This window comes from Thermophilibacter provencensis (assembly GCF_030372065.1).
Lineage (GTDB): Bacteria > Actinomycetota > Coriobacteriia > Coriobacteriales > Atopobiaceae > Thermophilibacter > Thermophilibacter provencensis_A.
Map to the genome: position 1 here is coordinate 181,647 of NZ_JAUDEA010000002.1, position 23,244 is coordinate 204,890.

At 67.6% G+C, this 23,244-nt stretch carries 26 protein-coding genes and 4 tRNA genes; all 30 read right to left on the reverse strand.

The features are described from left to right. Positions 1-43 precede the first annotated feature (43 nt). Positions 44-119, reverse strand: a tRNA-Gly gene (locus tag QUW25_RS02300). A 136-nt stretch (positions 120-255) separates the two neighbouring features. Further along, a tRNA-Cys gene (locus QUW25_RS02305) sits at positions 256-329 on the reverse strand. Between the two features lie 38 nt (positions 330-367). Next, a tRNA-Gly gene (locus QUW25_RS02310) sits at positions 368-443 on the reverse strand. Positions 444-534: 91 nt separating this feature from the next. Beyond that, entirely contained in the window at positions 535-1,308 is a 774-nt protein-coding gene (locus QUW25_RS02315; RefSeq protein ID WP_289510620.1) for an anti-sigma factor antagonist, read from the reverse strand. Positions 1,309-1,392: 84 nt separating this feature from the next. Further along, positions 1,393-3,624: a SpoIIE family protein phosphatase gene (locus tag QUW25_RS02320; RefSeq protein ID WP_289510621.1), complete on the reverse strand. Its 2,232-nt coding sequence runs from the start codon at positions 3,622-3,624 to the stop codon at positions 1,393-1,395. A gap of 104 nt (positions 3,625-3,728) precedes the next feature. Further along, positions 3,729-3,819: transfer RNA gene (locus QUW25_RS02325), tRNA-Leu, on the reverse strand. Between the two features lie 166 nt (positions 3,820-3,985). Continuing rightward, entirely contained in the window at positions 3,986-4,237 is a 252-nt protein-coding gene (gene secG / locus QUW25_RS02330) for a preprotein translocase subunit SecG (RefSeq protein ID WP_289510622.1), read from the reverse strand. 103 nt (positions 4,238-4,340) lie between these two features. Then, positions 4,341-5,108: a triose-phosphate isomerase gene (gene tpiA, locus QUW25_RS02335; RefSeq protein WP_289510623.1), complete on the reverse strand. Its 768-nt coding sequence runs from the start codon at positions 5,106-5,108 to the stop codon at positions 4,341-4,343. Further along, positions 5,101-6,291 (reverse strand): phosphoglycerate kinase, encoded by a 1,191-nt coding sequence (locus QUW25_RS02340; RefSeq protein ID WP_289510624.1) that lies wholly within the window; start codon positions 6,289-6,291, stop codon positions 5,101-5,103. The genes tpiA and QUW25_RS02340 overlap by 8 nt, the downstream gene beginning before the upstream one ends. 97 nt (positions 6,292-6,388) lie before the next feature. Next, positions 6,389-7,414, reverse strand: coding sequence for a type I glyceraldehyde-3-phosphate dehydrogenase (gap, locus tag QUW25_RS02345; protein WP_075279897.1), 1,026 nt, complete (start codon positions 7,412-7,414; stop codon positions 6,389-6,391). 174 nt (positions 7,415-7,588) lie between these two features. After that, positions 7,589-8,524, reverse strand: a complete 936-nt coding sequence (whiA, locus tag QUW25_RS02350) for a DNA-binding protein WhiA (protein ID WP_289510625.1) — start codon at positions 8,522-8,524, stop codon at positions 7,589-7,591. Position 8,525: 1 nt separating this feature from the next. Then, positions 8,526-9,452 (reverse strand): RNase adapter RapZ, encoded by a 927-nt coding sequence (rapZ, locus tag QUW25_RS02355; RefSeq protein ID WP_289510626.1) that lies wholly within the window; start codon positions 9,450-9,452, stop codon positions 8,526-8,528. A gap of 212 nt (positions 9,453-9,664) precedes the next feature. Then, entirely contained in the window at positions 9,665-10,543 is an 879-nt protein-coding gene (locus tag QUW25_RS02360; protein WP_289510627.1) for an NlpC/P60 family protein, read from the reverse strand. Beyond that, on the reverse strand, positions 10,540-10,785 hold the full coding sequence (locus QUW25_RS02365; protein ID WP_289510628.1) for a hypothetical protein: 246 nt from the start codon (positions 10,783-10,785) through the stop codon (positions 10,540-10,542). Before QUW25_RS02365 ends, QUW25_RS02360 begins: the two co-directional genes overlap by 4 nt. 1 nt (position 10,786) lies before the next feature. Beyond that, positions 10,787-11,227, reverse strand: a complete 441-nt coding sequence (locus QUW25_RS02370) for a hypothetical protein (RefSeq protein ID WP_289510629.1) — start codon at positions 11,225-11,227, stop codon at positions 10,787-10,789. A gap of 1 nt (position 11,228) precedes the next feature. Next, complete coding sequence (locus QUW25_RS02375; RefSeq protein ID WP_289510630.1) at positions 11,229-11,669, reverse strand: hypothetical protein; 441 nt, start codon at positions 11,667-11,669, stop codon at positions 11,229-11,231. Further along, positions 11,669-12,271: a carbohydrate-binding protein gene (locus QUW25_RS02380; RefSeq protein ID WP_289510631.1), complete on the reverse strand. Its 603-nt coding sequence runs from the start codon at positions 12,269-12,271 to the stop codon at positions 11,669-11,671. The genes QUW25_RS02375 and QUW25_RS02380 overlap by 1 nt, the downstream gene beginning before the upstream one ends. Before the next feature lie 19 nt (positions 12,272-12,290). Beyond that, positions 12,291-15,698, reverse strand: coding sequence for a phage tail protein (locus QUW25_RS02385; protein ID WP_289510632.1), 3,408 nt, complete (start codon positions 15,696-15,698; stop codon positions 12,291-12,293). Positions 15,699-15,718: 20 nt separating this feature from the next. Continuing rightward, complete coding sequence (locus QUW25_RS02390; protein WP_289510633.1) at positions 15,719-16,495, reverse strand: hypothetical protein; 777 nt, start codon at positions 16,493-16,495, stop codon at positions 15,719-15,721. Continuing rightward, on the reverse strand, positions 16,492-18,822 hold the full coding sequence (locus QUW25_RS02395) for a phage tail tape measure protein (protein WP_289510634.1): 2,331 nt from the start codon (positions 18,820-18,822) through the stop codon (positions 16,492-16,494). Before QUW25_RS02395 ends, QUW25_RS02390 begins: the two co-directional genes overlap by 4 nt. A 3-nt stretch (positions 18,823-18,825) precedes the next feature. Beyond that, positions 18,826-19,167 (reverse strand): hypothetical protein, encoded by a 342-nt coding sequence (locus QUW25_RS02400; RefSeq protein ID WP_289510635.1) that lies wholly within the window; start codon positions 19,165-19,167, stop codon positions 18,826-18,828. Positions 19,168-19,217: 50 nt separating this feature from the next. Continuing rightward, positions 19,218-19,514, reverse strand: a complete 297-nt coding sequence (locus QUW25_RS02405) for a hypothetical protein (protein WP_289510636.1) — start codon at positions 19,512-19,514, stop codon at positions 19,218-19,220. Beyond that, positions 19,514-20,089: a hypothetical protein gene (locus tag QUW25_RS02410; RefSeq protein WP_289510637.1), complete on the reverse strand. Its 576-nt coding sequence runs from the start codon at positions 20,087-20,089 to the stop codon at positions 19,514-19,516. Before QUW25_RS02410 ends, QUW25_RS02405 begins: the two co-directional genes overlap by 1 nt. 12 nt (positions 20,090-20,101) lie before the next feature. Beyond that, a complete protein-coding gene (locus tag QUW25_RS02415; RefSeq protein ID WP_289510638.1) occupies positions 20,102-20,452 on the reverse strand; it encodes a hypothetical protein in 351 nt (116 codons plus the stop codon). 3 nt (positions 20,453-20,455) lie between these two features. Next, positions 20,456-20,749 (reverse strand): hypothetical protein, encoded by a 294-nt coding sequence (locus QUW25_RS02420; protein WP_289510639.1) that lies wholly within the window; start codon positions 20,747-20,749, stop codon positions 20,456-20,458. After that, positions 20,742-21,101 carry a hypothetical protein gene (locus tag QUW25_RS02425; protein ID WP_289510640.1) on the reverse strand — a complete coding sequence of 120 codons (360 nt, stop codon included), beginning with the start codon at positions 21,099-21,101 and terminating at the stop codon, positions 20,742-20,744. The genes QUW25_RS02420 and QUW25_RS02425 overlap by 8 nt, the downstream gene beginning before the upstream one ends. After that, positions 21,098-21,469, reverse strand: a complete 372-nt coding sequence (locus tag QUW25_RS02430; protein WP_289510641.1) for a Gp19/Gp15/Gp42 family protein — start codon at positions 21,467-21,469, stop codon at positions 21,098-21,100. The genes QUW25_RS02425 and QUW25_RS02430 overlap by 4 nt, the downstream gene beginning before the upstream one ends. Before the next feature lie 11 nt (positions 21,470-21,480). Beyond that, entirely contained in the window at positions 21,481-21,780 is a 300-nt protein-coding gene (locus QUW25_RS02435) for a hypothetical protein (protein WP_289510642.1), read from the reverse strand. A 2-nt stretch (positions 21,781-21,782) separates the two neighbouring features. After that, complete coding sequence (locus tag QUW25_RS02440; protein WP_289510643.1) at positions 21,783-22,673, reverse strand: phage major capsid protein; 891 nt, start codon at positions 22,671-22,673, stop codon at positions 21,783-21,785. 9 nt (positions 22,674-22,682) lie between these two features. Continuing rightward, positions 22,683-23,198: a hypothetical protein gene (locus QUW25_RS02445; protein WP_289510644.1), complete on the reverse strand. Its 516-nt coding sequence runs from the start codon at positions 23,196-23,198 to the stop codon at positions 22,683-22,685. Between the last annotated feature and the right edge of the window lie 46 nt (positions 23,199-23,244).

Here is a 23,244-nt window from a genome sequence, read left to right on the forward strand (position 1 = left end):
GGATAGCAAAAGGGCCGGTCAATGACCGGCCCTCGAAAGTTCATGGAGCGGGCTACGGGGTTCGAACCCGCGACCTCAACCTTGGCAAGGTTGCGCGCTACCAACTGCGCTAAGCCCGCGACGCAAGGAGATATATTACGGGAACCTTCCCCGGAATGCAAGGGGCAATTTTCGCCGTTCTTCTCGCCGCCCGTCAGTTGGCGTGAGACGTCCGTTGTATGCAAAAGGGCGCCCCGTGGGGCGCCCGTCATATCCTGGAGGCGAAGCCCGGATTCGAACCGGGGGTCAGGGCTTTGCAGGCCCGTGCCTTACCACTTGGCCACTTCGCCGTATGAAAAAGGCCGATCGAGACCGGCCCGAAGCTTCATGGAGCGGGCTACGGGGTTCGAACCCGCGACCTCAACCTTGGCAAGGTTGCGCGCTACCAACTGCGCTAAGCCCGCAAAAGCAAGGGATACTATACGGGGCGAGCGTGCCGCGCGCAAGCGAGAACCCCAAGAGACGTGAAGAAACTGTGAAGCCCCACGAAGCAGCCTATGCAAGGACGGACGAGCCGGGGGCGTCGAGCGAGCCCGAAGCATCGAAGAGCTTCACGAGCCTGACCACGGTGCCCTCCCCCGTGCTCTTCTGCTCGATGCTCACCGAGTCCGCCAGGAGGCGCATCAGGCGAATCCCCCGCCCGCGCTCCGCGTCGGCCGCAACCTCGGGCGCCTCCTCGTCAGCCCCCAGCGAGAAGCCCGCCCCGCAGTCCGCCACGTCAACGATCGCACGGTCGGGGTAGGCGGCGACCGTGACGAGGACCCCTCCCCCGCACGTGTGGTCCACGGCGTTGCCGAGCGCCTCTCCCGAGGCGAGCGTCATGTCAAACACCCCGTCCGGCGAGAAGGGCAGTGAGGAGAGCAGCGCGCCCACGCGCTCGCGCGCATCTGACAGCGCTCCCTCGTCCACGCGAAACGTCGTGCGCCAGCTGGGGAGAACGGAGGGGTCAAGCTCCGCCACGCGCCGTCGGTCACCGGAGCGCGAGACGGGCATGTAGTCGAGCATCCGCATGCGCCGGAGCGAACGGTAGACCTGCGGAGACACGTTGACGAGGGAGATGAGGCCGCCCTCGCGCCTCATGCGCCTGAGCTCGGTGAGGATGAGCCCCATGCCGGCGGAGTCAACGTGAGAGACGCCCTCCATGTTCACGAGGATGCGCCGGCACCCGCTCTCTATGAGCCGGTCGATGCGCGCGCGAACGCCGGGGACGGTCGTCACGTCAAGGTCTCCCACCACAGAGAAGAGCACTATGTTCACCTTGGCAGCCATGCTGGACTTATTCCCAAAACTACCGCTCTTCAACGCAGCGCGCGGCGGCCGACGCCTCACCGGGGGCACGGGACGTCCCGGGCGTCACCCAAGCCCGTCGTAGCGCAGGGCGACGATGGCAACGTCGTCCTCGAGGTTGTGACCGGTGAAGGCGTCGAGCGTCCCCAGGAGGCGCTCCACGAAGCCCTCAAAGGGCTTGTCGCCCGCGGACTCGCGCATGACCATGTCGCGCAGGCCCTCCTCGCCGAAGAAGGCCCCAGAGGGGTCGCGCGCCTCCGTCGTGCCGTCGGTGTAGAGCAGCAGCACGTCCCCACGCTCAAGGTGGACGTGACCGTCTCGGTACGCGATATCATGGAAGGCGCCCACCACGCCCGACTGAACGTCAAGGATGGAGATCTCGTCCGCGCCGGGGCTCATGAGCAGCGCGGGGGGATGCCCGGCCGAGCAGTACGTGAGCGTCTCTGCCGCAAGGTCGACGATGCCCACAAAGAGCGTCGCAAAGGTCTCGAGCCGCGAGAAGCCCAGGAGAAAGTCGTTGAGCGAGCGCACCATGCGCGCGGGGGCGAGCCCCTCCCACGAGTACGCACCGAGCGCCGTCTTGACCGCTGCGGAAACCGAGGCCGCCTCGACGCCCTTGCCCGAGACGTCGCCCATGATGACGCACGCGCGCCGATCGGGCAGGCGGATGAGGTCGTAGAAGTCCCCGCCCACGGAGGCGGCCTTGGTGGCAGATGAGTAGACGGCCTGGGCGGTGATGCCCTCCACGTGCTGGAGCTCGTTTCTCATGCCCGTCTGGAGCGCCTGGGAGATGCGCTTGTCCTGTTCGCGCGCCACCGCGCCCAGCACGATGTCACGGATGTCCTCGGCAAGGCCCACCAGAAACTCGAGCTCCAGGTCATCAAAGGGCTCCGCCCCATCCGGGCGCAGCAGCATCGCGCAGCGGCGCTCCCCCGCGAGCACGCCGAGGTCCATAAGCGCCCCGAGGCACGGCTCGCCCTTGTCGCGAAGCAGCGAGAAGAGCTCGGAATCCGGAACGATGGGCACCACGGCTATGCCGGAGCGCTCAAGGGTGCCGGGGACGCCCCGTAGGCTCACGGGGAGCTCACTCGGCCCGGTGAGCGGAAGGTCGGCGAGAATGACCGGGGGCTGCTCCCCAACCCGCATGCGAACGACGCCCGCGTCAAGTTCGTCGCTCGCCTCGGCGAGAATCGAATAGAACCGCTCGACCGCGGCGTCCTTGTCGTCAATGTCACCCGAGCCCATGTTGAGCAGCTCCTCGCGGAGTTCCGTTGCCAGCGAGGCAAGGCGGTCCGCGCGCCGGTCACGCAGTGTGGTGAAGGCGGCGGCGAGCTGCACCGAGAGGTAGTGGGCCACGGAGTCGAGCAGCCGCGCGTCATCCTTGAGCAGCGGATGCATCCTGCGCCAGCCCACCTCGATGATCGAGATGATGTGCCCGCCAAACCACACGGGAACGGCGATGAAGCTCGTGAACGGCGGGAGCATGCCCGCGCGCATGCGCAGCACCTCGTGGGTGTCCTCGTCCACGACCTCGCGCGTGGTGAGCCGGCCCTGCCTGAGGTCGTCCCCGGAGGGCGCACGCACGCGCAGGCGCACCGCCTTGCCCTCGCGCACGGCGAGGCGCTCCACGCTGCGCCCAAAGGGCATGAAGCGCGCGATCTTCTCGCCCGCAAGGCCGCTCGAGAGGCCCCTCAGGTGAAAGCCATCGGACTCGGCAAGGTAGACGATGGTGCCGTCGGCATCCATGGTCTCCGTGAGCTCCTCGAGCAGGCGCTCGAAGAGGGCACCGAGGTCGCTGGAGTCTATGGTGTCGAGCACGATCTTGAGCGTGCCGGAGAGACGGTGGTTGGCGCGCCTCAGGTCCTCGAGGTCGCGGGCGCGCTCGCGGTCGAGCCGACTCTCGTGCTCGGCGGCAAGGGCAACGAGCAGATAGGTCTCCCCCGGCGCGTTGACGGCGTCGCAGCGCACGCGGACAGACGAGAGGCGCCCGTCAGCGCAGAGGCAGGTGACGAGCGCCAGAGAGCCGTCCATCGGAAACGGGAGGTCGGCAACATCAAAGACGGAGAGGTCGTCAACGTCCTCCCCCGCAGGAAAGAGCGCGCGCACGTCAGAGCCAACGAGCTCCTCTCCGCCCACAAAGAGCTGCGTAGCCTCGTCATTGGCGAGAAGAACGCGCCCCAGCCCGTCAAAGACGAGCACGGCCTCCGCGGTGAGCTGAAGGAGCCGCGAGAGCGTGCCGACGAGGCTCCCCTCGCCGATGCCCTCGACGCGCCGCGTGCTGAGTCCCGCCTTGGCCATGTGCGCTCCCTCGCCCGGTAACACGACCAGCCTACCACGAGGCCCGGACAACAATCGACATAAAGAAGCGGGCCTCCCAATTTGGGAGGCCCGCTGACACCTCGTGGTGTCGGAGGCGGGACTTGAACCCGCACGACCTTTTAGTCAGTCACTAGCACCTCAAGCTAGCGCGTCTGCCAATTCCGCCACTCCGACGTTCACCGCGCTTTCGCGCAAGGAGTAGTATGCACTACTCGCCAAACCGATGCAAGCCCCATTTTTGACTTTTTTCGATCGGCACGAGACGGGCCGCCCTTGTCACCGCACATGAAGAGAGGCGCCCCGTGGGACGCCTCACCGTCACGCTCCTATGTCGAGAAGACTAGCCGAGGGTACCCGTGGGGAACGTCAGGGCCATCACCACGACGCAAAGGATGAAGACCGTGGTGGTGATCACCGTGAGGCGGTTGAGGTTCTTCTCGAGAACGCCCGAGCCAGTGCCGGAGTTGTAGAGCGAGGACGCGATCATGTCAGAGACGCCCGTGCCCTTGCCGGAGTGCATGAGAACGAGAATGACCGTCAGAATGCCGGAGAGAAACAGCAGAACGGTGAGAATGATGTTGAGCGGGCCCACGAGGTCTCCTTTAGGAACAGGTGCATAACAATCGGTAATGATAACACAAAGGGGCCCGGACGCTCGTCCGGGCCCCAGTCTCCACATCTGAGAGGATGAGAGGCTACGCCATGGCGCTCTTGACCATGGCCGCGAAGCTGTCGGCCTTGAGGGAGGCGCCGCCCACGAGGGCACCGTCGACGTCCTCCTTCTCGAGGAAGCCGGCGATGTTCTCGGGTTTGGCGGAGCCGCCGTAGAGCACGCGGATGCCGGAGGCGATCTCCTCGCCGAAGACCTCGACGAGGGTGGCACGGATGGCGCCGCAGACCTCCTGGGCGTCGTCGGCCGTGGCGGTCTTGCCGGTGCCGATGGCCCAGATGGGCTCGTAGGCGATCACGTACTTGGACGGGTCGGTGATCTCAAGGCCCTCGGTGTCCTTCTTGATCTGGTCGACCACGAACTCGACGTGCTTGCCCGCCTCGCGGACCTCGAGGGACTCGCCGCAGCAGGAGATGGGCACGATGCCGTGAGCCATGAGGGCCTTTGCCTTCTTGTTCACGTCCTCGTCCGTCTCGCCGAAGTAGTCGCGGCGCTCGGAGTGGCCGATGATGCAGTGGGTGGCGCCCACGGCCTCGAGCATGCTGGGAGCGGTCTCGCCGGTGTAGGCGCCGGACTCCTCCCAGTAGACGTTCTGCGCGCCGAGCGCAAACGGTGCGCTCGTCTGCTCGATGACCTCGGAGACGCCCTTGAGGTCGACGGCGGGCGGGCAGACGACGACGTCAACGTCGCCGGTGCCGTCCTTGAGCTCGTCGGCAAGGCCCTGGGCGAGGACGACGCCCTCGCTGTAGGTCTTGTTCATCTTCCAGTTGCCAGCGATCATCCTCTTACGCATCGAGAAGCGCCTCCACTCCGGGAAGGGCCTTGCCCTCGACGAGCTCCATGGAGGCGCCGCCGCCCGTGGAGATCCAGCTCATCTTGTCGGCCAGGCCAAACTTGTTGATGGCCGCGACGGAGTCGCCACCGCCGATGATCGAGGTGCAGTCGGAGTCCGCGATGGCGCGGGCGACGGCCTCGGTGCCGTGAGCGAAGTTGTCAAACTCGAAGACGCCCATCGGGCCGTTCCAGAAGACGGTCTTGGCGGCCTTGACGGCCTCGGCGTAGAGCTTCTCGGTCTCGGGGCCGATGTCCATTCCCTCGCGGTCATCGGGGATGGCGTCGGAGGCAACGATCTCGGGCACGGCGTCCTCGCCAAAGTGATCGGCAACGCGGTTGTCGATCGGGAGGAGGATCTTGACGCCCTTCTCCTCGGCCTTCTTCAGCATCTCACCGGCGCGCTCGACCCAGTCCTCCTCCTTGAGGGACATGCCAACGCTCATGCCCTGGGCGAGGAAGAAGGTGTAGGCCATGCCGCCACCGATGATGAGGGTGTCAGCGGAGTCGATGAGGTGATCGAGGACGCCGATCTTGGAGGACACCTTGGAGCCGCCGACGATGGCGACGAAGGGACGCTCGGGCTCGGCGAAGATCGAGGTCAGGGTGTCGACCTCCTTCTCGAGCAGGAAGCCGGCGTAGGCGGGGAGATACGCGGCGGGGCCAACGACGGAGCCCTGCGCGCGGTGCGCGGTGCCGAAGGCGTCGAGGACGAAGATGTCACCGTAGGAGGCGAGGATCTTGGCGATCTCGGGGTCGTTCTTCTTCTCGCGCTTGTCAAAGCGGACGTTCTCGAGGACGAGGATCTCGCCGTCGGCGAGGGCGTCAACGGCGGCCTTTGCCTTCTCGCCATAGGTGTCGTCGACGAACTTCACGTCATAGCCGGTGAGCTCGGCGAGCTTGTCGGCGGCCGGCTTGAGGGAGAACTGGGGCTCGGGGCCGTCGCCCTTGGGGCGGCCGAGGTGGCTCATGAGGATGATCTTGGCGCCCTTGTCCTTGAGGTACTCGATGGTGGGGATGGCGGCGCGGACGCGGGTGTCGTCGGTCACGACGCCGTCCTTCAGGGGGACGTTGAAGTCCACGCGCATGAGAACGCGCTTGCCCGCGACGTCGGCGTCACGGACGGTCTTCTTGGTGAAGGCCATGTTCACTCCTTTGACGATATCTTCCGAAAAGGGGGCGCGGCCGCGGCCCCGTGAGCTGCGACCGCGCCCCATGCGAAAAGCTGATGCGAAGCGAGAGCTACGCGACGAACTTCTCGAAGTACTTGATGGTGCGGACCATCTGGGAGGTGTAGGAGTTCTCGTTGTCGTACCAAGAGGTGACCTGAACGAGGCTCTGGCCATTGCCGAGGTCCTGGACCATGGTCTGGGTGGCGTCGAAGATCGAGCCGTGGGTCTCGCCGATGATGTCGGAGGAGACGATGTCGTCCTCGTTGTAGGCGAAGGTCTCGGGGATGGTCTCAGCGTAGGCCTTCATGGCAGCGTTGACCTCGTCCTTGGTGACGACCTTGTCAACCACGCAGTAGAGGTTGGTGATGGAGCCGGTGGGCGTCGGGACGCGCTGGGCGGCACCGATCAGCTTGCCGTTGAGCTCCGGGAGGACCAGGCCGATAGCCTTGGCGGCACCCGTGGAGTTGGGGACGATGTTCTGCGCGCAGGCGCGGGAGCGGCGCTTGTTGCCCTTGCGCTGCGGGCCGTCGAGCGGCATCTGGTCGCCGGTGTAGGCGTGGATGGTGGTCATGATGCCGGAGACGATCGGCGCGAAGTCGTTCAGGCCCTTGGCCATCGGGGCAAGGCAGTTGGTGGTGCAGGAGGCAGCGGAGATGATGTTGTCATCGGCGGTCAGCTGCTCGTGGTTGACGTTGTAGACGATCGTGGGAAGGTCGTTGCCCGCGGGAGCGGAGATGACGACCTTCTTGGCGCCGGCGTCGATGTGAGCCTGGGCCTTGGCCTTGGAGGTGTAGAAGCCGGTGCACTCGAGGACGACGTCAACGCCGAGCTCGCCCCAGGGGAGCTTGGAGGCGTCGGCCTCCTTGTAGATGGTGATCTTCTTGCCGTCGACGGTGATGGAGTCCTCGCCGGCCTCGACCTTGTGGTCACGCGCGTAGTTGCCCTGCGTGGTGTCGTACTTCAGGAGGTACGCGAGCATGTCGGGGGAGGTGAGGTCGTTGATGGCGACGATCTCGGAGCCCTCGTGACCGAACATCTGACGGAAAGCCAGACGGCCGATGCGACCAAAGCCGTTGATAGCAACCTTTACTGCCATGCTTTCTCCTTTCACGGTGCCGTCGGGGACCTCCCCCGACGAACCAAAGCAGACGGGCACGATGCCCTAACCACCCGATAGTGTACCCCACGCGCGACGCGTCGTATCCCTAAAACTGAGGCGCGTCCGAATTTAAGCCGCGCACGCTCAGGTTTGGACCGCCCACCGTCCCGATCAGGAACGCTCGGCCTCCTCGACGATCTCCTGGAGCCTGAGGACGCGATGGTACATCGCGGACTTGGATGCGGGCGGGTCGAGCTCCTCCCCCAGCGCGGCGAGCGAGAGCTCGGGGTGAGCTCGTCGTGCCGCACAGAAGGCCCTGAGCGCCGGGGGCAGCGACCCAAGCCCCACGCTCTTCTCGGCACGCTCGATGAGATCAAGCTGCGAGGCGGCGGCGTCCGTCGAGCGCGCCTGGTTGGCCATCTCTGCATTGACGCGTCGGTTGACGTCGTTCTTGACGGACTTCTTGGCGCGGGCGACCTCCACCACGCGCGCCATGCGCCGCGCCCCCATCGCACGCAGGAGCGCGATCACGTCGTCAAAGCTCTTGAGATAGATGGCATAGGCGCCGCGGCGGCGGTTGAGGCGCGCCGAGACCCCAAAGGAGTCGATGAGCGCCACCAGTCCGCGGGCAAAGTCCTCCCCCGTCACCGCAATCTCCAGGTGAAAGTCCCCGCGCGGGTCGGCGATGAAACCACCTGCCATGAAGGCGCCTCGCACGAAGGCCTCGCGCGCCGGGCGCGTGCCGAGAAGCGCCGTGGGAACCCCGGTGGCAAGGCCGTGCCCCGGGACGAGGATGCCGAGCCTCACGAGGTCCGCGGCAAGCTCGTCTTGCTCGGGCATCTCAATGAGGTAGTTTCTCGTCTTGTGGAGAACGGAACGGCGCACCGTGAGCGAGGTCTCGAGGTCGAAGATCTTGTGCGTGAGCTTGATGACCGTGCGCGCCACGGCGCCCGTCTCGGTGGCAATGCGGATGGAGTAGCGCCCGGAGCCCCTAAACGACATCGTCCCGCACACGCGGATGAGCGACGAGAGCTGCGCGAGCTCGGCCGCCGCAGTCGGCGCCTCAACGCGTGAGAGCTCGTCTTTCACCTCGGCGGTAAACGACATGCTAGCTCGTCCTCACGTTGGCGAGCGAAAGGTCGCGGTGGGACAGGCTCACGTGATAGCCGCTCTTCTCGAGGTAGGCAGCCGTGGCGGAGGCAATGGCCACGCTCCTGTGCTGGCCCCCCGTGCAGCCCACGGCAATGGAGAGGTGACTCTTGCCCTCGGCCACGTAGCCCGGCATCGCGACGTCGAGCAGGCGATACCACGCATCGAGGAACTTCTCGGTGGTGGGGTTCTTGAGAACAAAGTCCGAGACGAGCCGGTCGTTGCCCGTGAGGGTGCGCATCTCGGGGTCATAGAACGGGTTGGGCAGAAAGCGCACGTCAATCATCAGGTCGGCCTCGACCGGCATGCCGTGCTTGAAGCCAAACGAGAAGACCGAGACCTCCATGAGCTGCTGGTCCGTGAGCTCGGAGTACGCGCGGCGCAGCCGGCTGCGCAGGGCGCTCGTACGCAGGTGGCTCGTGTCTATGACGAGGTCGGCGGACTCGCGGACGCCGGCAAGCTGCTCGCGCTCGCGCTCGATCGCAGAGGCGACGGACTCACCGGGCTGCGCCAGGGGGTGGCGTCTGCGGTTCTCGTCATAGCGGCGGCGCAGGACCTCGTCGGAGGTGTCCAGAAAGACGAGGCTCACCGTGAGCTCGTGCTCGCGGAGCTGCGTGAGGGAGTCGTTGAGCTCGTTGAAGAGGCCGAGGCTGCGCAGGTCACAGGTCACGGCGAGGTGGCGGCCAACGCCCGAGTTGATGCCCACCAGGTCCGCGAGCTGCAGGAGCAGGCGCGGCGGGAGGTTGTCGATGCAGAAGTAGCCCATGTCCTCAAAGACGTGGAGCGCCTGAGTGCGTCCCGAGCCGGACATGCCCGTGATGACCACGACGTCCGGAACCCGGGCGGCGTTCTCGGCGGCGCGCATTCTCTGGCCTGCGTCTGGCATGGCTCCCCCTCTCGACTCCTTGAGTATACTTCATAGCACGCCGCTTGAGTCACACATGCGACTAGCTGCGGTTTTAGCGCCACAGCATCCGCAAGAGCCGCAATAAGCGGCAACTATGGACAATCCTGGGACGCGTAAATCGTATCAAACTCTTAACCGCATAGACACACGAAAAGGCCCCTCCCCCGCCGAAGCGAGAGAGGGGCCAGCCTCTAGTCGACCATGCAAAGCACGCCCTCGTCGGTCCAGCCGGACGTGACGAGCGACGCCGCCTCGGGCTGCGCGGCGAGCACGTGGTCGCCGCTCCACTGGTTGTAGAGTCGGCGCAGCTCGACCCTGGTCCCCGCGCGCCACGCCACGCCCTCGTATGCCCAGCCTGAGATTACGCTCTGGCCGACCTCGAGCGCGGAGGTCGTCCAGTTGTGCCCGCCGGTGTACGGGTTGTACAGGCGGTAGACCTCGGCGCCCGAGCCCTGCCTGTACGGCGCGCCCTCGTAGGACCAGCCGGCGGTGGCCAGCGCCTCGGCCTCGCCGTGGTCGGAGGTGTACATGTGCTGGCCGCCGCTCGCGTTGTACAGGCGGTAGACGCCGCCCTCGACCCTCTCGATTGCCACCTTTGGCTCCTCCCCTTCCGGATCCTGCGAGCACCACGCGGGCGGGCGCAGGACCCAGTTGTATCCGTAGTCGTAGTAGGACCGCTCGCAGACCTCGCGGCCAGAGCCGTCGCCGCGCCTGCCGTCCCAGTTGCCCTCCGCGCCGACGATGCGGTTGTTCCCGAGCCACACGACCACGTGCCCGGTGCCGTCCCGCCGCTCGCGGAGCAGCAGGTCGCCGCGACGCAGCTTGGACTTGGCGAAGGGGATTGCCCTCCAGCCGCGCGCGGTCAGCGCGGCCCTCAGCGACCACGTGCCGAAGTCCGGATACCCCCTCACGCCCACGCCCTCGACCGTTGCCGCGTAGAGCCTCGCGAGGCCCGCGCAGTCGGTCCCGGGGTCGTACGTGGCGTGGTGCCCCGAGCAGAGGACGTAGCCGTGGCCGTCGTCGGCGGCATACTGGAGTATCGTCGCGATGCCGCGCTCGATCCCGGTCACTCGGCGTCACCGCCCGTCGCGTCGACGGTGCCGTCCTCGGGGTCGCCCGTGCGCAACATCGCCATGAGCGGCGAGAGCACGCACATGATGGCGGCGGTCGCGATGGAGGCCCACGTCGCGTCCTCGATGACGCCGCCGAGCACGAGCGGCAGCGCGACGATGAGCACGGACACGAGGCCCTGCACGACGCTTCGCGCGAGCCGCATCTCGGTGGACTCGTCCTTCAGAAAGTGGTCAAGCATGTCAGTCCGTCCCTTCCCCGCCGATGATGTGTCGGTGGATGTCCTCAACGAGCGTGTCTGTGTGGCTCGTGGTCTGGTCTATGCGCTCGACGCGCTCGCCCATCTCGTGGCTGCGGTCGCGCGAGCCGCGAAGCTCGGCCACCAGCACGTCGGTGTGGGCGGTCGAGGCGTCGAGGCTCTGCCTCATGCCGTCTATGAGCACGTTCGTCTGGCGCTGCTGCTCGGCGAGCATCGCGTTCGCCCTGACCCTCTCCGCGTCGGTCTCTGCCTGCCGCTGCTCTATCTCGATGCGCTTCATGCGGACGCGCTCGTGGCTCGGCACGACGTACTTTGCGACGATGAGCGTCACGCATGCGACGAGCAGCGCGGTCACGAGCATCCACCCGGGCGAGTTGGCAATGCCCGCGCCAACGCCGGACCAGAAGTCCTGCGTTGGCTCCACGTCACACCGTCCCCATCGCGTAGAGGTTGACCTCCACGTCCACGCCGGGCTTGCCCCAGTCGAGGCCGCCCACGTAGAGCTGCGCCTGGTCCTTGGCGTGCTCGACGTAGGCGACGTGGGCCTTGGGGTTGCCGTCGGCGCGGGCGGTGGCGAACAGGAGCGGCGGCGTCGTGAACGTCACGGGGTAGGTCTCGGTGACCTGCGCGTAGCCCTGCTCCGAGTAGCCCTCGAGCGTCGGGGCGAGCGACTGGCGGATGAGCCGGGCCCAGCACTCGAAGCGGCCGTTCTTCCAGCGCCTCCACCACCACGAGCCGGTCGCGCCTGACTGAGTGACGTAGTCGACGCCGAGCTTGTCCAGCCTCTCCATGTTTGAGTTGATCTTGTCCGGGGAGACGCGCTCGCTCGGCTGGATGGTCTCGAGGCCGAGGTTCGTGGTCGCCACTACGCCTCACCGCCTTCCACGGGGCCGAGGTCCTTCCACGGGGCGCCCACGGCGCCCGGCTCCCACACGTTGTCGTCGGCGGTGGACTCCCACAGGTGGCCTTCGTGGGTCACACGGTCGCCCGTGGAGTAGCCATTTGTACTCTCTGGCTGCTGCCACTCGCCGACCTCGGCCCCGCTGCCCTCCTGCCCCGGCAGGATGCGCGCCCACAGGGACGGCGCCGCGCCCGGCGACCAGTCCTCCTGCGAGACGTGCGCCTGGAGGCACCGGTACAGCTCGCCCGCGTGCCTCACGCGCTGGCCCGCGGCGTAGGAGACGCCCGCCACCCACTCGTCGGCGAGCGCGCGGAACTCGTAGGCGTACTCGTCCGGCAGGCTGGCGAACTGCATGCGGCTGAGCGCCAGCGCCGCCTCCTCCGGCGTGCCCTCCACGGGCACCACGTCGCACACGTGGAGCAGCTGGTCCCCCGTGTCAACCCACACCCAGTCCTCGCGGTAGCCGTCCGGGACCGAGGACGGCCCCGCGCACTCCACCACGGGCTTGCCGTGCCCCGCGTCAGTGAGCAGCACCACGCCCGACGCCGCCAGAACCCCGTAGAACATGAGACCTCCAATCCGCGGCCTACGCGACCGCAACTATCAGGTAGTTGATACGCATCGAGCCGGTTTGTCCGCTCTCGACGCAGACGTACCAGTTCTTGGTGTCGCCCCTGTACGTTGTCCCGTACGCGTGCCGCGGCTTGGCGTTGTAGTCGCCGTTGCTTACGAGGATCACGTCGCCGACCTTGTACTCGCGGCCCACTATCGACGTGTACTGGCTGTTGTTGAAGAGCAGCACGTGCTTGGTGCTGGTCGTATCGACGTTGACGACCTTCGTGCCCTGGTAGAAGCCGCGTATCTGCGTGCGCTGGCCCACCCCCAGCCACATGGTGCCGCCGACGTTGAGGACGCCCGAGGTTGAGAGCTGGGTGCAGAAGACGGAACCGCTCACGGTGGTCGACTTGGAGATGCTGAGCCCTTTGTTGGTGGTGTTGTAGCTCAGGTCCACCCCGCCGCCGCATATCCTTATCTTGGAGCTCGAGTTGTTCCTTCCCAGCTCAATCAGATTCGCCCCGTAGGTCGCGTAGATGGACGTCCCGTTGCGCACCTGCATGCCGGAGGAGTTCAGCAGCACGTTGCCCTGGAGCGTACCGGAGAAGTTTCCAACGACGAGGCCGGAGCTGTCGAACTTGAGGTAGTTGGTGGCGGTGGTGGCGTCGCTCGCCTCCTCGATGCGGACGTTGCGCATCTGGAGGACCTTCGATCCAGACGAGCCGACGTAGGAGGAGAAGCCGTACGACGACGTCTGGGTCGTGAGGGGGCCAGAGAAGAGGGCGCTGAGCGTCACCCACCCTCCGCCCGCCGCCTGATACGGGTATATCTTCGCGCTGACCCAGTCTCCGCCGCCCTCGTAGATGTTGAAGAAGTCGGAGGAGGAGAAGGTGCCGGAGGCCACCCTGAAGTCTGCGGTGAACCTCAGCCGCGCGCCCACTCCCCACGCCCTCCTCGCCGACTGCGAGGAGAAGTCCTTGTGGTTCTCCCCGCCGGGGAAGGTCCTCTGGTAGACGCCGCCGGTCACGGTCCACCCGGAGAGCGAGCCGGAGCCGGTCGGGGCTCCGTCGATGACGTAGTTAAGGACGTCAGCGTTAGCCTTGTTGGCCGTGCTGTTGGCCGTGTTCGCGGTCGTCTTCGCCGAATTCGCCGCGCTCAGCGCGCTGTTCGCCGTGCCCCGCACCTGCCCGAGCGTGACCTCGAAGCCGCTCGCGTCCTGCTCCACCTTGCTCACGCGCCCGTCGAGGCCCGTCACCGTGGAGGAGATGCTGTCTGCGGTCTGCTCCACCTCGGTGGCCTTGGCCATGGCCCCCTCGGCGGTCTCGACGGCCTCTGAGACGGTGGTGGTCACGCCCTCGAGCGACACCTCGAGCTGCGCGGCCTTGGTGGCGGTGGCGTCCGCCGTGTCGCGCACCTGCTCGACCTCGGCGGAGATGGAGTCGCTGAACTGGTTGAAGGTGGACTTCTCGGTGAACCTGGTCTCCGCGACCGCCGTGTCCATCTTCTCCTCGACCTGCGCCTGGATCTGGTTGGCGCGGATGTCGAAGGTGGACTGGACCTCGCCGAGCGCGCCCTGCGTGGCGTAGGTCGCCGCGACGTAGGCGCGGATGGCGTTGTCGGCCTGCAGGATGGCGCTCTCGTAGGTGGTCTGCACGTCCGCGAGGTCGAAGACCTTGGTGCCGGAGGGCTGCGTGGACTGCTCCACGAAGGGCGTGGAGAAGCCGTCGCCCTCCGCGTAGAGCGACACCGTCACCTTGCCGGTGAGCATCACGTAGACGCCGACGCGGCCCTGGGACTCGTAGGCCTGGATGGACACCTTTGAGGTGTCGATGTCGGCGCTCTTCTCGGTCACGACGCCCACGCCCGCCGAGCCCTCGCCCGTGGCGTACGCGCTGTCCTGGAAGCCGAAGGCGACCGTCACGGCGCCCTGCTCGCTCGCGTCCCAGCCGCCCATCTGCCCGGTGATGCGGCACATGCCCTGGGCGTCCGGGTCGGTCACGTCGCTGTTGGCGGCCACGAAGGCCACCCACACGGGCTCGTCGCCCACGTCGCGGTGGAGCTTGAGGGAGCGCTGGACCGACGGGGTGAGCAGCGTCGGCTCCCCTATGACCTCCGAGCCGTCCACGAGCGTGTTGTGGGGGCGGCTGAAGAGGTACTTGTTGTCGATGGGCACGACGTTGGCCGAGCCCCACTCGCCGCCCACAGGCTCGTCCGGGGAGTCCGAGAGGTAGTAGTCGGTGTCCGCGTCGTTGACAACGTGGTTTATGGTGTCCTCCACGCCCGTCACGACGTCGAGGGCGTGGTTGATGGAGCCGTTGAGGCCGCGCAGGAAGGCGCTCTGGCGCCCGGTGAGGGTGTCGTAGGTGACGCCGAGGACGTAGGTGGTCTGCGCGGGGTCCATGAGGTCGAGCGACATCTCCTGCACCGCCAGGTACTCGTCCACGCCCAGCGGCTCGGCGCGCACGCGGACGGCCTGCCCCACGCGCAGGTGGGCCATGTCCTCGCGGTAGAGCGCCATGTCCACGGCGCGGCACTCGACCGTCACCTGCGGCCCGGCCATGGTGCGCAGGCGCGCTATCGCGGCCCGCACGAGGTCGGCGCGCGTCGACACGCCCCCTATCTCCACGCGCTCCTCGCGGTAGCCCCACTCGGACACGGAGGCCGGGTCCATGATGCCGTCGCCGCCGGCCGTGAGCGACATCCCGGCGTTGGACACGAGCTGGCGCTCGGCGGCCGTGAGCCCCGCGAGCGTCACCTCGTCCTCGCCGCTTCCGGAGTGCGGCACGATGGCCGTGGCGCGGCCCTCGACGCTGCGCGTGACGCTGATGTCAGTGACGTTCGCCCCGAGGTCGACGAGCTGCGAGGACGCCTCGTGCAGGTCCGACCACACCGAGAGCGTGCCCGAGGTCGCGTGCGGCTCCCAGTCCACGTACCCGCCGAGGGCGAGCACGTGGTCCTCGAGGGCCGCCGCCACGGTTGGCCACGAGTCGTCCTCGAGCGAGAGCGCGCCCTCCCGCAGCAGGTCCGCCTGGTTGGTTCCGACGTCGACGCGGAAGCCCCCGCCCTGCCGGGCGTTGAAGGTCTCCGCGAGCCACCGCACGTAGCCCGAGAGCGTGCCCGGGCACTCGGAGCCCGTCTCTCCGTCGGTCGAGTGCGGCGGCACGAGCACGTCGTTGAGCCTGTCGAGGTCGGAGACGGCGCTTGCCGCCCACGTGCCGTCGGCGCGCTGCTCCACCTCGGTCACGCGGCCGTGGAAGAGCCGCGTGCCGTCCCAGAGGACCTCGGCGGACTGCCCCGCCTCGGGCCTCGCCGCCGGCGAGAGCTCCATGTCGAGGTACGCGGCGGCGTTGACGGCCTGCGAGATCGACGCTGAGACGACCACGCTGTCGTCCTCGAGCGCGTCGAAGGCCAGCGCGCCGCCAAGGTAGACGCGGTACAATCCCGCACCCCCTCACTTGTCTACAGGTAGCTTTCCTCCCACTGGAGGGTCACGGAGACGTTGCCCGGGGCGCCCTCTGAGGGGTCCGGGTCGTCGCCCACGACGACCTTGGCCCACTCGATGCCCGCGAGGTCGTCCCACGTGACCGACGCGACGTCGGCCCACGTCGCCGTCCTCCAGCGGTAGGTGCAGAGCCAGAGCCGGTTCGCGCCCTGGCTGAAGGTGACGTCGGCGAGCCGGTAGGTCTGGCCAGCGGGCACCACGTACTCGGCCCCCCGCCAGCCCACCGTCACCGGCCACGTGCAGCTGATGAGGGGGTGGACGGGGCGGCGGCCGGACTGGCACTCGACCGTGACGCCGCCCGCCGCGCTCAGGGTCTCGGTGTGGAGCTCCCTGAGCTTCCAGGGCTCGGCGGTGATCTCGACGGATATGCGGCACGATCGGGGCGCGATGAAGGTCACCCCCGTGACGCTCGCGCGCCCGTGGTAGGTGAAGCCGGGGTCCCACGACAGCTCGAAGTCGGACTCTGCCCCGTGGAGCAGGTTGGTGACGTCGTTTGCCACCTCCTGCCACGTCCGCTCCCCGCGCCCGTCGTAGCGCAGCGCGAAGGACACCGTGCGCAGCTCGTAGGACGCGTGGCCCGTGAGCGCGTCCGTGAGGTCGAGGTCCACGCCGCCCGGGATTCTCACGATGGAGAGCTTGGGCGAGGGCGGCGGGCAGCTGATGCTGCCGTACTCAACGATGAGGCCGTACTCCCCGCACAGGGGCGTGTCGCCCCACGTGACGTCGTGGGTCATGACAGCGACCCCCTCCTCTGCATCCTGCCGAGCGTACGGTTGACCTGCGGCGATATGCCGCCCACGAGCTTGCCGGTGTCGAGGTAGACGCCCATCTGCGCGATGTCCGCGCGAAGGGCCGCGATGGCCGCGACCACGGCCGACTGGTCCGCGCGCCCGGCGCCGCCGCCGAGGTAGCCCGCGACCTGCTTCGCCACGACGTCAGCGAAGGGCGCGCTGTACTTGCGGTTGGTGAGCGGGACGACGTAGTTTGAGCCGCCGTAGTCGAAGACGGCCTCTGCCCCGGCCTCGCCCACGAGGCGCGTTCCTCCGTCAAGGAGCGTCGGGCCTGTGGCAATGAAGCCCTTGGTGCTCGCGCCCGGGATGATGCCACCCTCGGCCTGCGTTATCTGGCCCACGGTCGCGCCTTGCACGGCCACTCGCGTCACCTTCGCCGGGAAGTTCGTTCGCGCCCACTTGCCCATTGCCGAGTCGATGGACGAGGTGTCCACGGTGATGCCGGTCTGCTGCCACTTGAGCGACGAGCCGTTCCACACGTAGATGCGGCCCTGCGCGTCGATGAGCTGCTGGTCGTTGACCGCCGCGTTTCCGTTCTTGTCTACGAGCTCGGAGCCGTTCCAGGTGTAGACGTTGCCCTGGGCGTCCACGAGCTCGGCGTCGTTGACGTCGACGGAGCCGTCCTTGTCGATTAGCGGCACATCGTTGTAGTTCTCGATGGCCCAGACCATCGTCTGGACGCTGCCGTTGAAGGTGGTCGCGAGCGCCCGGATGTGGCCCGAGCCGATGGCGTCCATCTCCTCCATGCCCACGCCCACCTCGGAGAGCTTGAGCTTGAGGTAGTCCACGTTCACGCCCATGTCGTCGAGCGCGCCTGAGAGGCTGCTCTCCAGCCCGAACCACGAGTCGAGCTCGCCGTAGGCGGACTGCTGGTTTATGAAGCCGTCCAGGGCGTCCGCCGCGCCGCCGACCGCGTCCGCGACGCCGCCGAAGAAGCCGGTCACGGCCTCCCCGGCGGGCGCGAGGAGGTCCTGCCACTTGCGCATGGCGGTCTCCCACCTGCTGCCGAGGTCGTTGCTCACCTGGTCGGTCATATCCTTGGACGCGCCCGCGACGTCATCGAAGGTGTCCTCGACGCCAGCGAAGCTCTCGATCATGGACATGGCGTTGTCCTCGCCGAGCGAGGACCACAGCCCGGACGCTATCTGGGCCTTCTCGTAGCCGCTCGGCATCTCGGCGAGCTCGCCCACGACCGCGTTCAGGACGTCCTGCGCGTCGGCGCCACCGGACTTGAAGGCCTCGAAGGTGTCCTGCGTGCCCTCGGAGAAGCTCCCGATGGCCTCCTCCATGCGGCCGTCCGTGAGGCTGGTCAGGAACTCGTTGAGGAAGTCACCCGCCTTGTCGAGGCTGTACGCGCCGTTGTCGACGCCCGCCTCGAGCAGCGAGAAGTACTCGGACGCCTCGATGCCGGCGTCCGCCCAGCGGCCCGCGTACTCGGAGAGGTTGTCGCCGAGCTCGTCGGTGTAGTCCAGGCCGCGCTGCGTGCCCGCGACCATGAGGTCCATGGCCTCCTCGGCCGACAGCCCGAACCGCTCCATGAGCACGCGCGCGCCGCGCAGGGTCTCCGAGAGGTCGCTGCCGTAGGTCTGCTCGAGCGCGAGCGCGCCCTCCACAGCGGCCGACATGTCCTCCTCGGATATGTCGCCCAGAATCTCCCGGGCCGTTATGAGGGCGTCGGAGAGGTCGGTCATGGACTCGCCCCACCCGTCCCTGTAGAGGGTGCGCCCCGCCTCCGTGAGGGCCTCGGCCTCCTCGCCCACGCCGCCCACGGCGGCGGTGATGCGCGCCTCGGCGACCTCGAAGTCCGCAGCCGTGTCTATGGCCACGCCACCGATTGCGGCGACTGCGGCGCCCGCGATGGGAGCGGCCTTCGCGATGGCGCCGAGCGCCCCCGAGCCGGTCTCGCCGAGCGCGCTGAGGGCGCCGCCCGAGCCGGAGGCGTCGGCCACGACGTCGCCCAGCGCGTCCGTGACGGACGACGCGTCAAAGGAGCCGGAGAGGGCGTCCGTGAGCGCGCCGCCGAGCGCGGAGCCCAGCCTGCCGCCTCGTGACTTGACGTCCGCCTTCTCGATGCCCCTTTCGATGCCCCCGGACGCGTCCTTGCCCGCCTTGTCGCCGATTGACTCGCCGAGCTTGGTGCCCATCTTCTTGCCCGCGCCGGTGACGTCCACCTTCGCGAGGTCGGCCTCGATGGCCTTCTGGGCCCCGTCGAGCGACGGGATGAGCGTGACGTAGGCGTTGGCGAGCTCGGTTCCCTTGCCCCTTGCCATTCGCTACCTCCTGTCCTCGGGGATGCCGAGCGCGTCGGCGATGCGGTCCATGTCGGCCCGCGTGTACACGTCCTCGCGCGCGGCGTCGGCCCTCTCGGCCCGCTCGCGCGGCGAGAGCACGCGCCTGAGGGGAGGCGCGTCGGGATTGTCGTGGTCGATGCGCTGCCACCACGCGATGTAGGTGCTGTCGGCTATCTGGGCGAGCAGGCGCTCCGCCTCGCTCCAGCCGTCGCCCTCCTCGCGCCTGAGAGCGCTCTCCGAGGGGAGGTGGGCCACCATCGCGGCCATGTCGCGCCACGACACGCCCTTGCCGCCCTCGTCCAGGGAGGCGCCGTAGAAGCGCATGAGGTCGGCGCGGACGGCCCCCTCGTGGAGGGAGATCGCCGCGCCGAGCCCTAGGAGTTTTTTGCCTCCGCCACCCCGGCGACGACGCGGGACATGAAGCTCGCCACGACGTCGCGCGGCAGCCTCCCGCCGTTCGCGTCGCGCAGCTCGCCCATCACGCGGTCGTACCCGTCGCCGAGCAGGATGTGGTTGCGCCTGAAGTAGGCGCGGTTCCTCTCCTCCACGCCCGCGCCCGGGTCGCTCGAGACGCAGGCGCACTCGATGAGCTCGTAGTCGTCCGCCGGGTCGACGGCGACCTCGACCTCGATGCCGTCGACCTCGACGGCGCGCCCCTTGGCCCCGGCCATCACGCCTCCTCGGTCTCGGTGGAGTCGATGTAGTCGGTGATGTAGTCCCCGGTCGTCTTCCCCTTCATGATCGACCACGTGAGCGGCTTGCCCACGAGCGAGCTGTAGACGATGCTCTCGGAGCCGAGCTGGTTGGGCGAGCACTGCTCGATTACCTTGCGGTCCTTGCGGCCGTCCTTGAGCAGGATCTCGATGACGGCGGAAAGGGTCTCGTTGTTGGGGCCCTTGTCGTGGACGGTGAGCAGGCCGTCGGCGTCGGTGACGTTGCCGGAGCCGTAGACCACCTTCATCGACGCGGCCTTGATCTCGCGGAAGGTCGTGGTCATGGTCTTGGTGGGCGCGGCGGAGTCGGACGCGATGGTGTCGCCGTTGGCGTCCTGGGCCGTGTTGGTGGTGACGGAGTTGTCGAACACGAAGCCGTCGTCACCCATGAAGCCCATGTTGACGAATGCCTCGTTGAGCGCGGTGGTGTTATCGGTCGGCAGCGGCGTGCCGTAGGGCGCGACGAAGAAGTAGCCGCCGCTCTTGAACTTGCCGTAGCTGACGTTTGCGGTGTTGTTTGCGTTTTCGGGCATGGTTGCCCCTCCTTATCCGTTGCAGTAGCAGGTGCAGACCACGTGGTAGCGGGGCGTCCCGCTCTCCAAGTCGCGGTCGCGGAAGGTGGATGTGACGTCTGAGCCGGACACGTTGTCAGCGCTCGCGGGAAGCTCCCCCATCGCGTCCTCGACGCGAAGGGCGAGGTCAGCGGCCTTGCTGCGCGTCTCGGCCCAGCACTGGATGTCGAGCATCGGCTCGAAGGTGCCCCCCTCGCCGCGCGGCCCGCCCGTGCGCTCGACCACCACGAAGGCGGCGGGGCGCTTGCGCGGCACGTCCGGGTAGGCCGTGGCTCCCAAGCCCGCGTGGTTCAGGTGGTCGATGACGACCTCCTCAATGTCCATGTGCTACCTCCCGGCATCGATGGCGTTCAGAAGCGTGTCGTTCTGGTTCTGGGAGCGCTTGGCGTGCTCGGTGTTGGTCGCTATGAGCCGACCCTTGGCGCCGAACTTCTTGCCGGTGTACTCGATGACCTCGAAGTGGTCCTCTCTCGGAGGGTCGCCCCAGTCACCGGACAGCTGGCTGTCCGCGTACGCGGCGATGGCCTCCGCCCTGCGCTGAATGTCGGCCTGGACGTCCTTGGAGTTGAGCAGCGCGCGGTAGCCGCGCATGTTCGGAACCACGCGGATTCCCCTAGCCATCGACGCGCTCCACCTCCGCCGTGTAGTTCCAAGCTCCCGGCACGTTCTCGGGCGTGTAGGGCTGCGGGTCGCCGATGACGGCGCACTCGATGCCGCGCACGGTGACGCGACAGCCACGCAGCGGCGCGGTGAAGGACTTCGGGAAACCGAGCGTGAAGGCCACGCGCGTGCCGTCCGGCCGCGTGCCGTCGAGCACGTCGGAGGTCGCACCTGGGGTCACGACCACGTTCTGCACGGTGGCCTCGCCCCACGTCACGACCTCCTCCATGTGCTCGTCGTAGCCGATGGTCGGCGTGCGCACGGTGACGGTCTCGCCCGCTATCAGGCCGAGGTCGGGGAGCGGCGCGATCATCGGGCATCACACCCGTATGGGTCGGTCTGCCCGATGCGCCCTCCGCCGAGCCCCAGCACGCGCCTCTCGTTGCGCGTGAGGTACAGGTCGCCGCCGGGGTTGTAGACAGACACGCTCGCCGTGTAGCCGCCCGCGCCCTGCGAGACGTTGGACAGCCCCGCGTAGGCCCCGCTCATCATCGAGCGGTGCACCATCGCGCAGGTGACCGTCTCAAGCACGCCCTGCCACGTCTCGTCCTCGCGCATGGCGAAGCCGGGCTGGCTCGCGATGATGTTGGTGGCGTCCTGAAGCAGCGCGGAGACGCGCGCCTCGTCCTCGACCTCGCCGTAGCGGGTCTCGTAGTCCTCGACGGTCGCGAAGGGCGTCATCCGACCACCTCCTAGCCGATGGCTTTGAGAAGCTGTGCCTTGTTGCCCCTCTTGGGGAGCGCCACGCCATTGGCCTTGGCCCACGCGCGAATCTCCGCGATGGTGGACTCGGCGGTGGGCTTGGGTGCGTCAGCGTCGGCGTCCTCGTGGACGGGCTCGGGCTCGGGAAGCTCCTCGTCCGGCTCGTCGGCCACCTCGACGGGCGGCTCGAAGTCCTCCATAAGCACGTATCCGCGCGCAAGGCGCGCCGCCACGTTCTGCGGCGCCACCTCGTAGACGGTGCCCGTGTAGGGCATCCTCATGCGCGGCATGGCTACACCGCCGGGTAGGTGTCGGTCAGGCGCTGGAAGAAGTCATCGCCCTCGGTGGCGAAGCCGACCTCCATCTCCATGCGGACGGCGAACATGTTGCGCTGCCACAGGTGGATGGTGTTGGTGCCGTCGTTGAGGGACGCCTGGTCGGTGACCGTCATGTTGAGATCCTGAACGACGCCGATGTGGGCCTTCGCCCAGTCGCCGATGAAGCCGACGGTATTGGCGGCGGAGCTGCCAGCCTTGTACGCGGCGTGGACGGTCTCGGTGGGCAGGCCGTACGGGGTCGGGTTGCCGGTGGAGTTGTAGCCGCCGAAGAGGAGAGAGCCGGAATCGTCCTTGGCTCCGGTCAGGATGCCGTAGCCCTGCGGGGAGACGGCGATGGCGTTGGCCGTGCCGCCAGCCACGCCGATGGCGGTGATGGCGGAGTTGATGGCACCGGCGGGGTCGGCCTGAAGGTCAACGGCGTCGGCGCCGGTGAGCGTGTCGAAGTTGGCGCCGGGGGCGGTGCCGAAGAAGATGGTCTGGTCGAGCATCTTGGCCATCGCGTAGGGCATGCGGTCGATGACGGCGGCGTAGAGCGTGTCCTCGTCGCGACGGAACTCGTTGGAGAACGGCACGATGACGGCCAGCTTGTACGGGACGATGGTCTTGTTCTCGAAGGCCGGCTTGGAGACGGTCTTCTCATGCGTCTCCTCGACCCATGCGGGCGTCGGGTCGCCGGTGATGATGTTCACCTTGACGCCGGTGCCGGGAAGGTTGATGCGGTTGGCGTGGGCCATGACGAAAGAGTTCTGGCGGATGCCCTGCCAGACCTGCTCGGAGACGTCCTGGGGCGTCACGACGCCGGTGGTACCGCGATAAACGTCAATGTCGGTGGTGGAAAGTGCCATTGTTGCCTCCTAAGAAAGCGACTTGTTTACGAACTCCATGAACGAGTGCTTCGGGTCACTCTTCGTTGGGGCCTTGCTGTGGCCGTTGTCGAGCACGCTCGGGTAGATGGGCGCGCCGCTGAGCTTCGTGGCGATGTAGTCCGCGTTCGCCTCGATGGCCTTGCGGTCATCGCCGGCCATGCGGCCCAGCCACTCGGCGTCCACGCCCTTGGCCGCCGCGACCTCTACCACGATTGCGGCTCGCTCGGCCTTCCGCTCGTACTCGGCGAGCTTCTCCTCGGCCTTCTCGGCGCGCTTGGTGGCGTCGGCCAGCTTCTCCGCGTCGGTCTTGGAGGCGTCCTTCAGCGCCTCCAGCTCCTTCGCGGCTGCGGCGTTGTCCTTGCTGCGCTGCTCCCACTTGCGTGACTGGGCGAGCACCTTCTCGTACTCGGCCTTCCAGTCGCGCTCAGGCTCGGCGGGCGTCGGCTGTGCAGCCTCGGTCTCCGTCTGCTCCGTGGGCTGCGCGCCCTGTTCGTTCTCGGCCATTCAGGTCCCCTTCCCGCGCCGTGCGGCGCGTGTCTTAGCCCCGTGC

Bases quoted from the DNA above. Each gene is read 5' to 3' on its own strand.
- QUW25_RS02400 (WP_289510635.1), bottom strand. From the start codon at position 19,167: ATGCGCTTCTACGGCGCCTCCCTGGACGAGGGCGGCAAGGGCGTGTCG.
- QUW25_RS02410 (WP_289510637.1), bottom strand. From the start codon at position 20,089: ATGCCCGAAAACGCAAACAACACCGCAAACGTCAGCTACGGCAAGTTC.
- QUW25_RS02340 (WP_289510624.1), bottom strand. From the start codon at position 6,291: ATGGCCTTCACCAAGAAGACCGTCCGTGACGCCGACGTCGCGGGCAAG.
- QUW25_RS02365 (WP_289510628.1), bottom strand. From the start codon at position 10,785: ATGCTTGACCACTTTCTGAAGGACGAGTCCACCGAGATGCGGCTCGCG.
- QUW25_RS02440 (WP_289510643.1), bottom strand. From the start codon at position 22,673: ATGGCACTTTCCACCACCGACATTGACGTTTATCGCGGTACCACCGGC.
- QUW25_RS02425 (WP_289510640.1), bottom strand. From the start codon at position 21,101: ATGATCGCGCCGCTCCCCGACCTCGGCCTGATAGCGGGCGAGACCGTC.
- QUW25_RS02380 (WP_289510631.1), bottom strand. From the start codon at position 12,271: ATGTTCTACGGGGTTCTGGCGGCGTCGGGCGTGGTGCTGCTCACTGAC.
- QUW25_RS02320 (WP_289510621.1), bottom strand. From the start codon at position 3,624: ATGGCCAAGGCGGGACTCAGCACGCGGCGCGTCGAGGGCATCGGCGAG.
- rapZ (WP_289510626.1), bottom strand. From the start codon at position 9,452: ATGCCAGACGCAGGCCAGAGAATGCGCGCCGCCGAGAACGCCGCCCGG.
- QUW25_RS02395 (WP_289510634.1), bottom strand. From the start codon at position 18,822: ATGGCAAGGGGCAAGGGAACCGAGCTCGCCAACGCCTACGTCACGCTC.
- QUW25_RS02415 (WP_289510638.1), bottom strand. From the start codon at position 20,452: ATGGACATTGAGGAGGTCGTCATCGACCACCTGAACCACGCGGGCTTG.
- QUW25_RS02390 (WP_289510633.1), bottom strand. From the start codon at position 16,495: ATGACCCACGACGTCACGTGGGGCGACACGCCCCTGTGCGGGGAGTAC.
- QUW25_RS02405 (WP_289510636.1), bottom strand. From the start codon at position 19,514: ATGGCCGGGGCCAAGGGGCGCGCCGTCGAGGTCGACGGCATCGAGGTC.
- QUW25_RS02315 (WP_289510620.1), bottom strand. From the start codon at position 1,308: ATGGCTGCCAAGGTGAACATAGTGCTCTTCTCTGTGGTGGGAGACCTT.
- QUW25_RS02435 (WP_289510642.1), bottom strand. From the start codon at position 21,780: ATGCCGCGCATGAGGATGCCCTACACGGGCACCGTCTACGAGGTGGCG.
- gap (WP_075279897.1), bottom strand. From the start codon at position 7,414: ATGGCAGTAAAGGTTGCTATCAACGGCTTTGGTCGCATCGGCCGTCTG.
- QUW25_RS02430 (WP_289510641.1), bottom strand. From the start codon at position 21,469: ATGACGCCCTTCGCGACCGTCGAGGACTACGAGACCCGCTACGGCGAG.
- tpiA (WP_289510623.1), bottom strand. From the start codon at position 5,108: ATGCGTAAGAGGATGATCGCTGGCAACTGGAAGATGAACAAGACCTAC.
- QUW25_RS02445 (WP_289510644.1), bottom strand. From the start codon at position 23,198: ATGGCCGAGAACGAACAGGGCGCGCAGCCCACGGAGCAGACGGAGACC.
- QUW25_RS02420 (WP_289510639.1), bottom strand. From the start codon at position 20,749: ATGGCTAGGGGAATCCGCGTGGTTCCGAACATGCGCGGCTACCGCGCG.
- whiA (WP_289510625.1), bottom strand. From the start codon at position 8,524: ATGTCGTTTACCGCCGAGGTGAAAGACGAGCTCTCACGCGTTGAGGCG.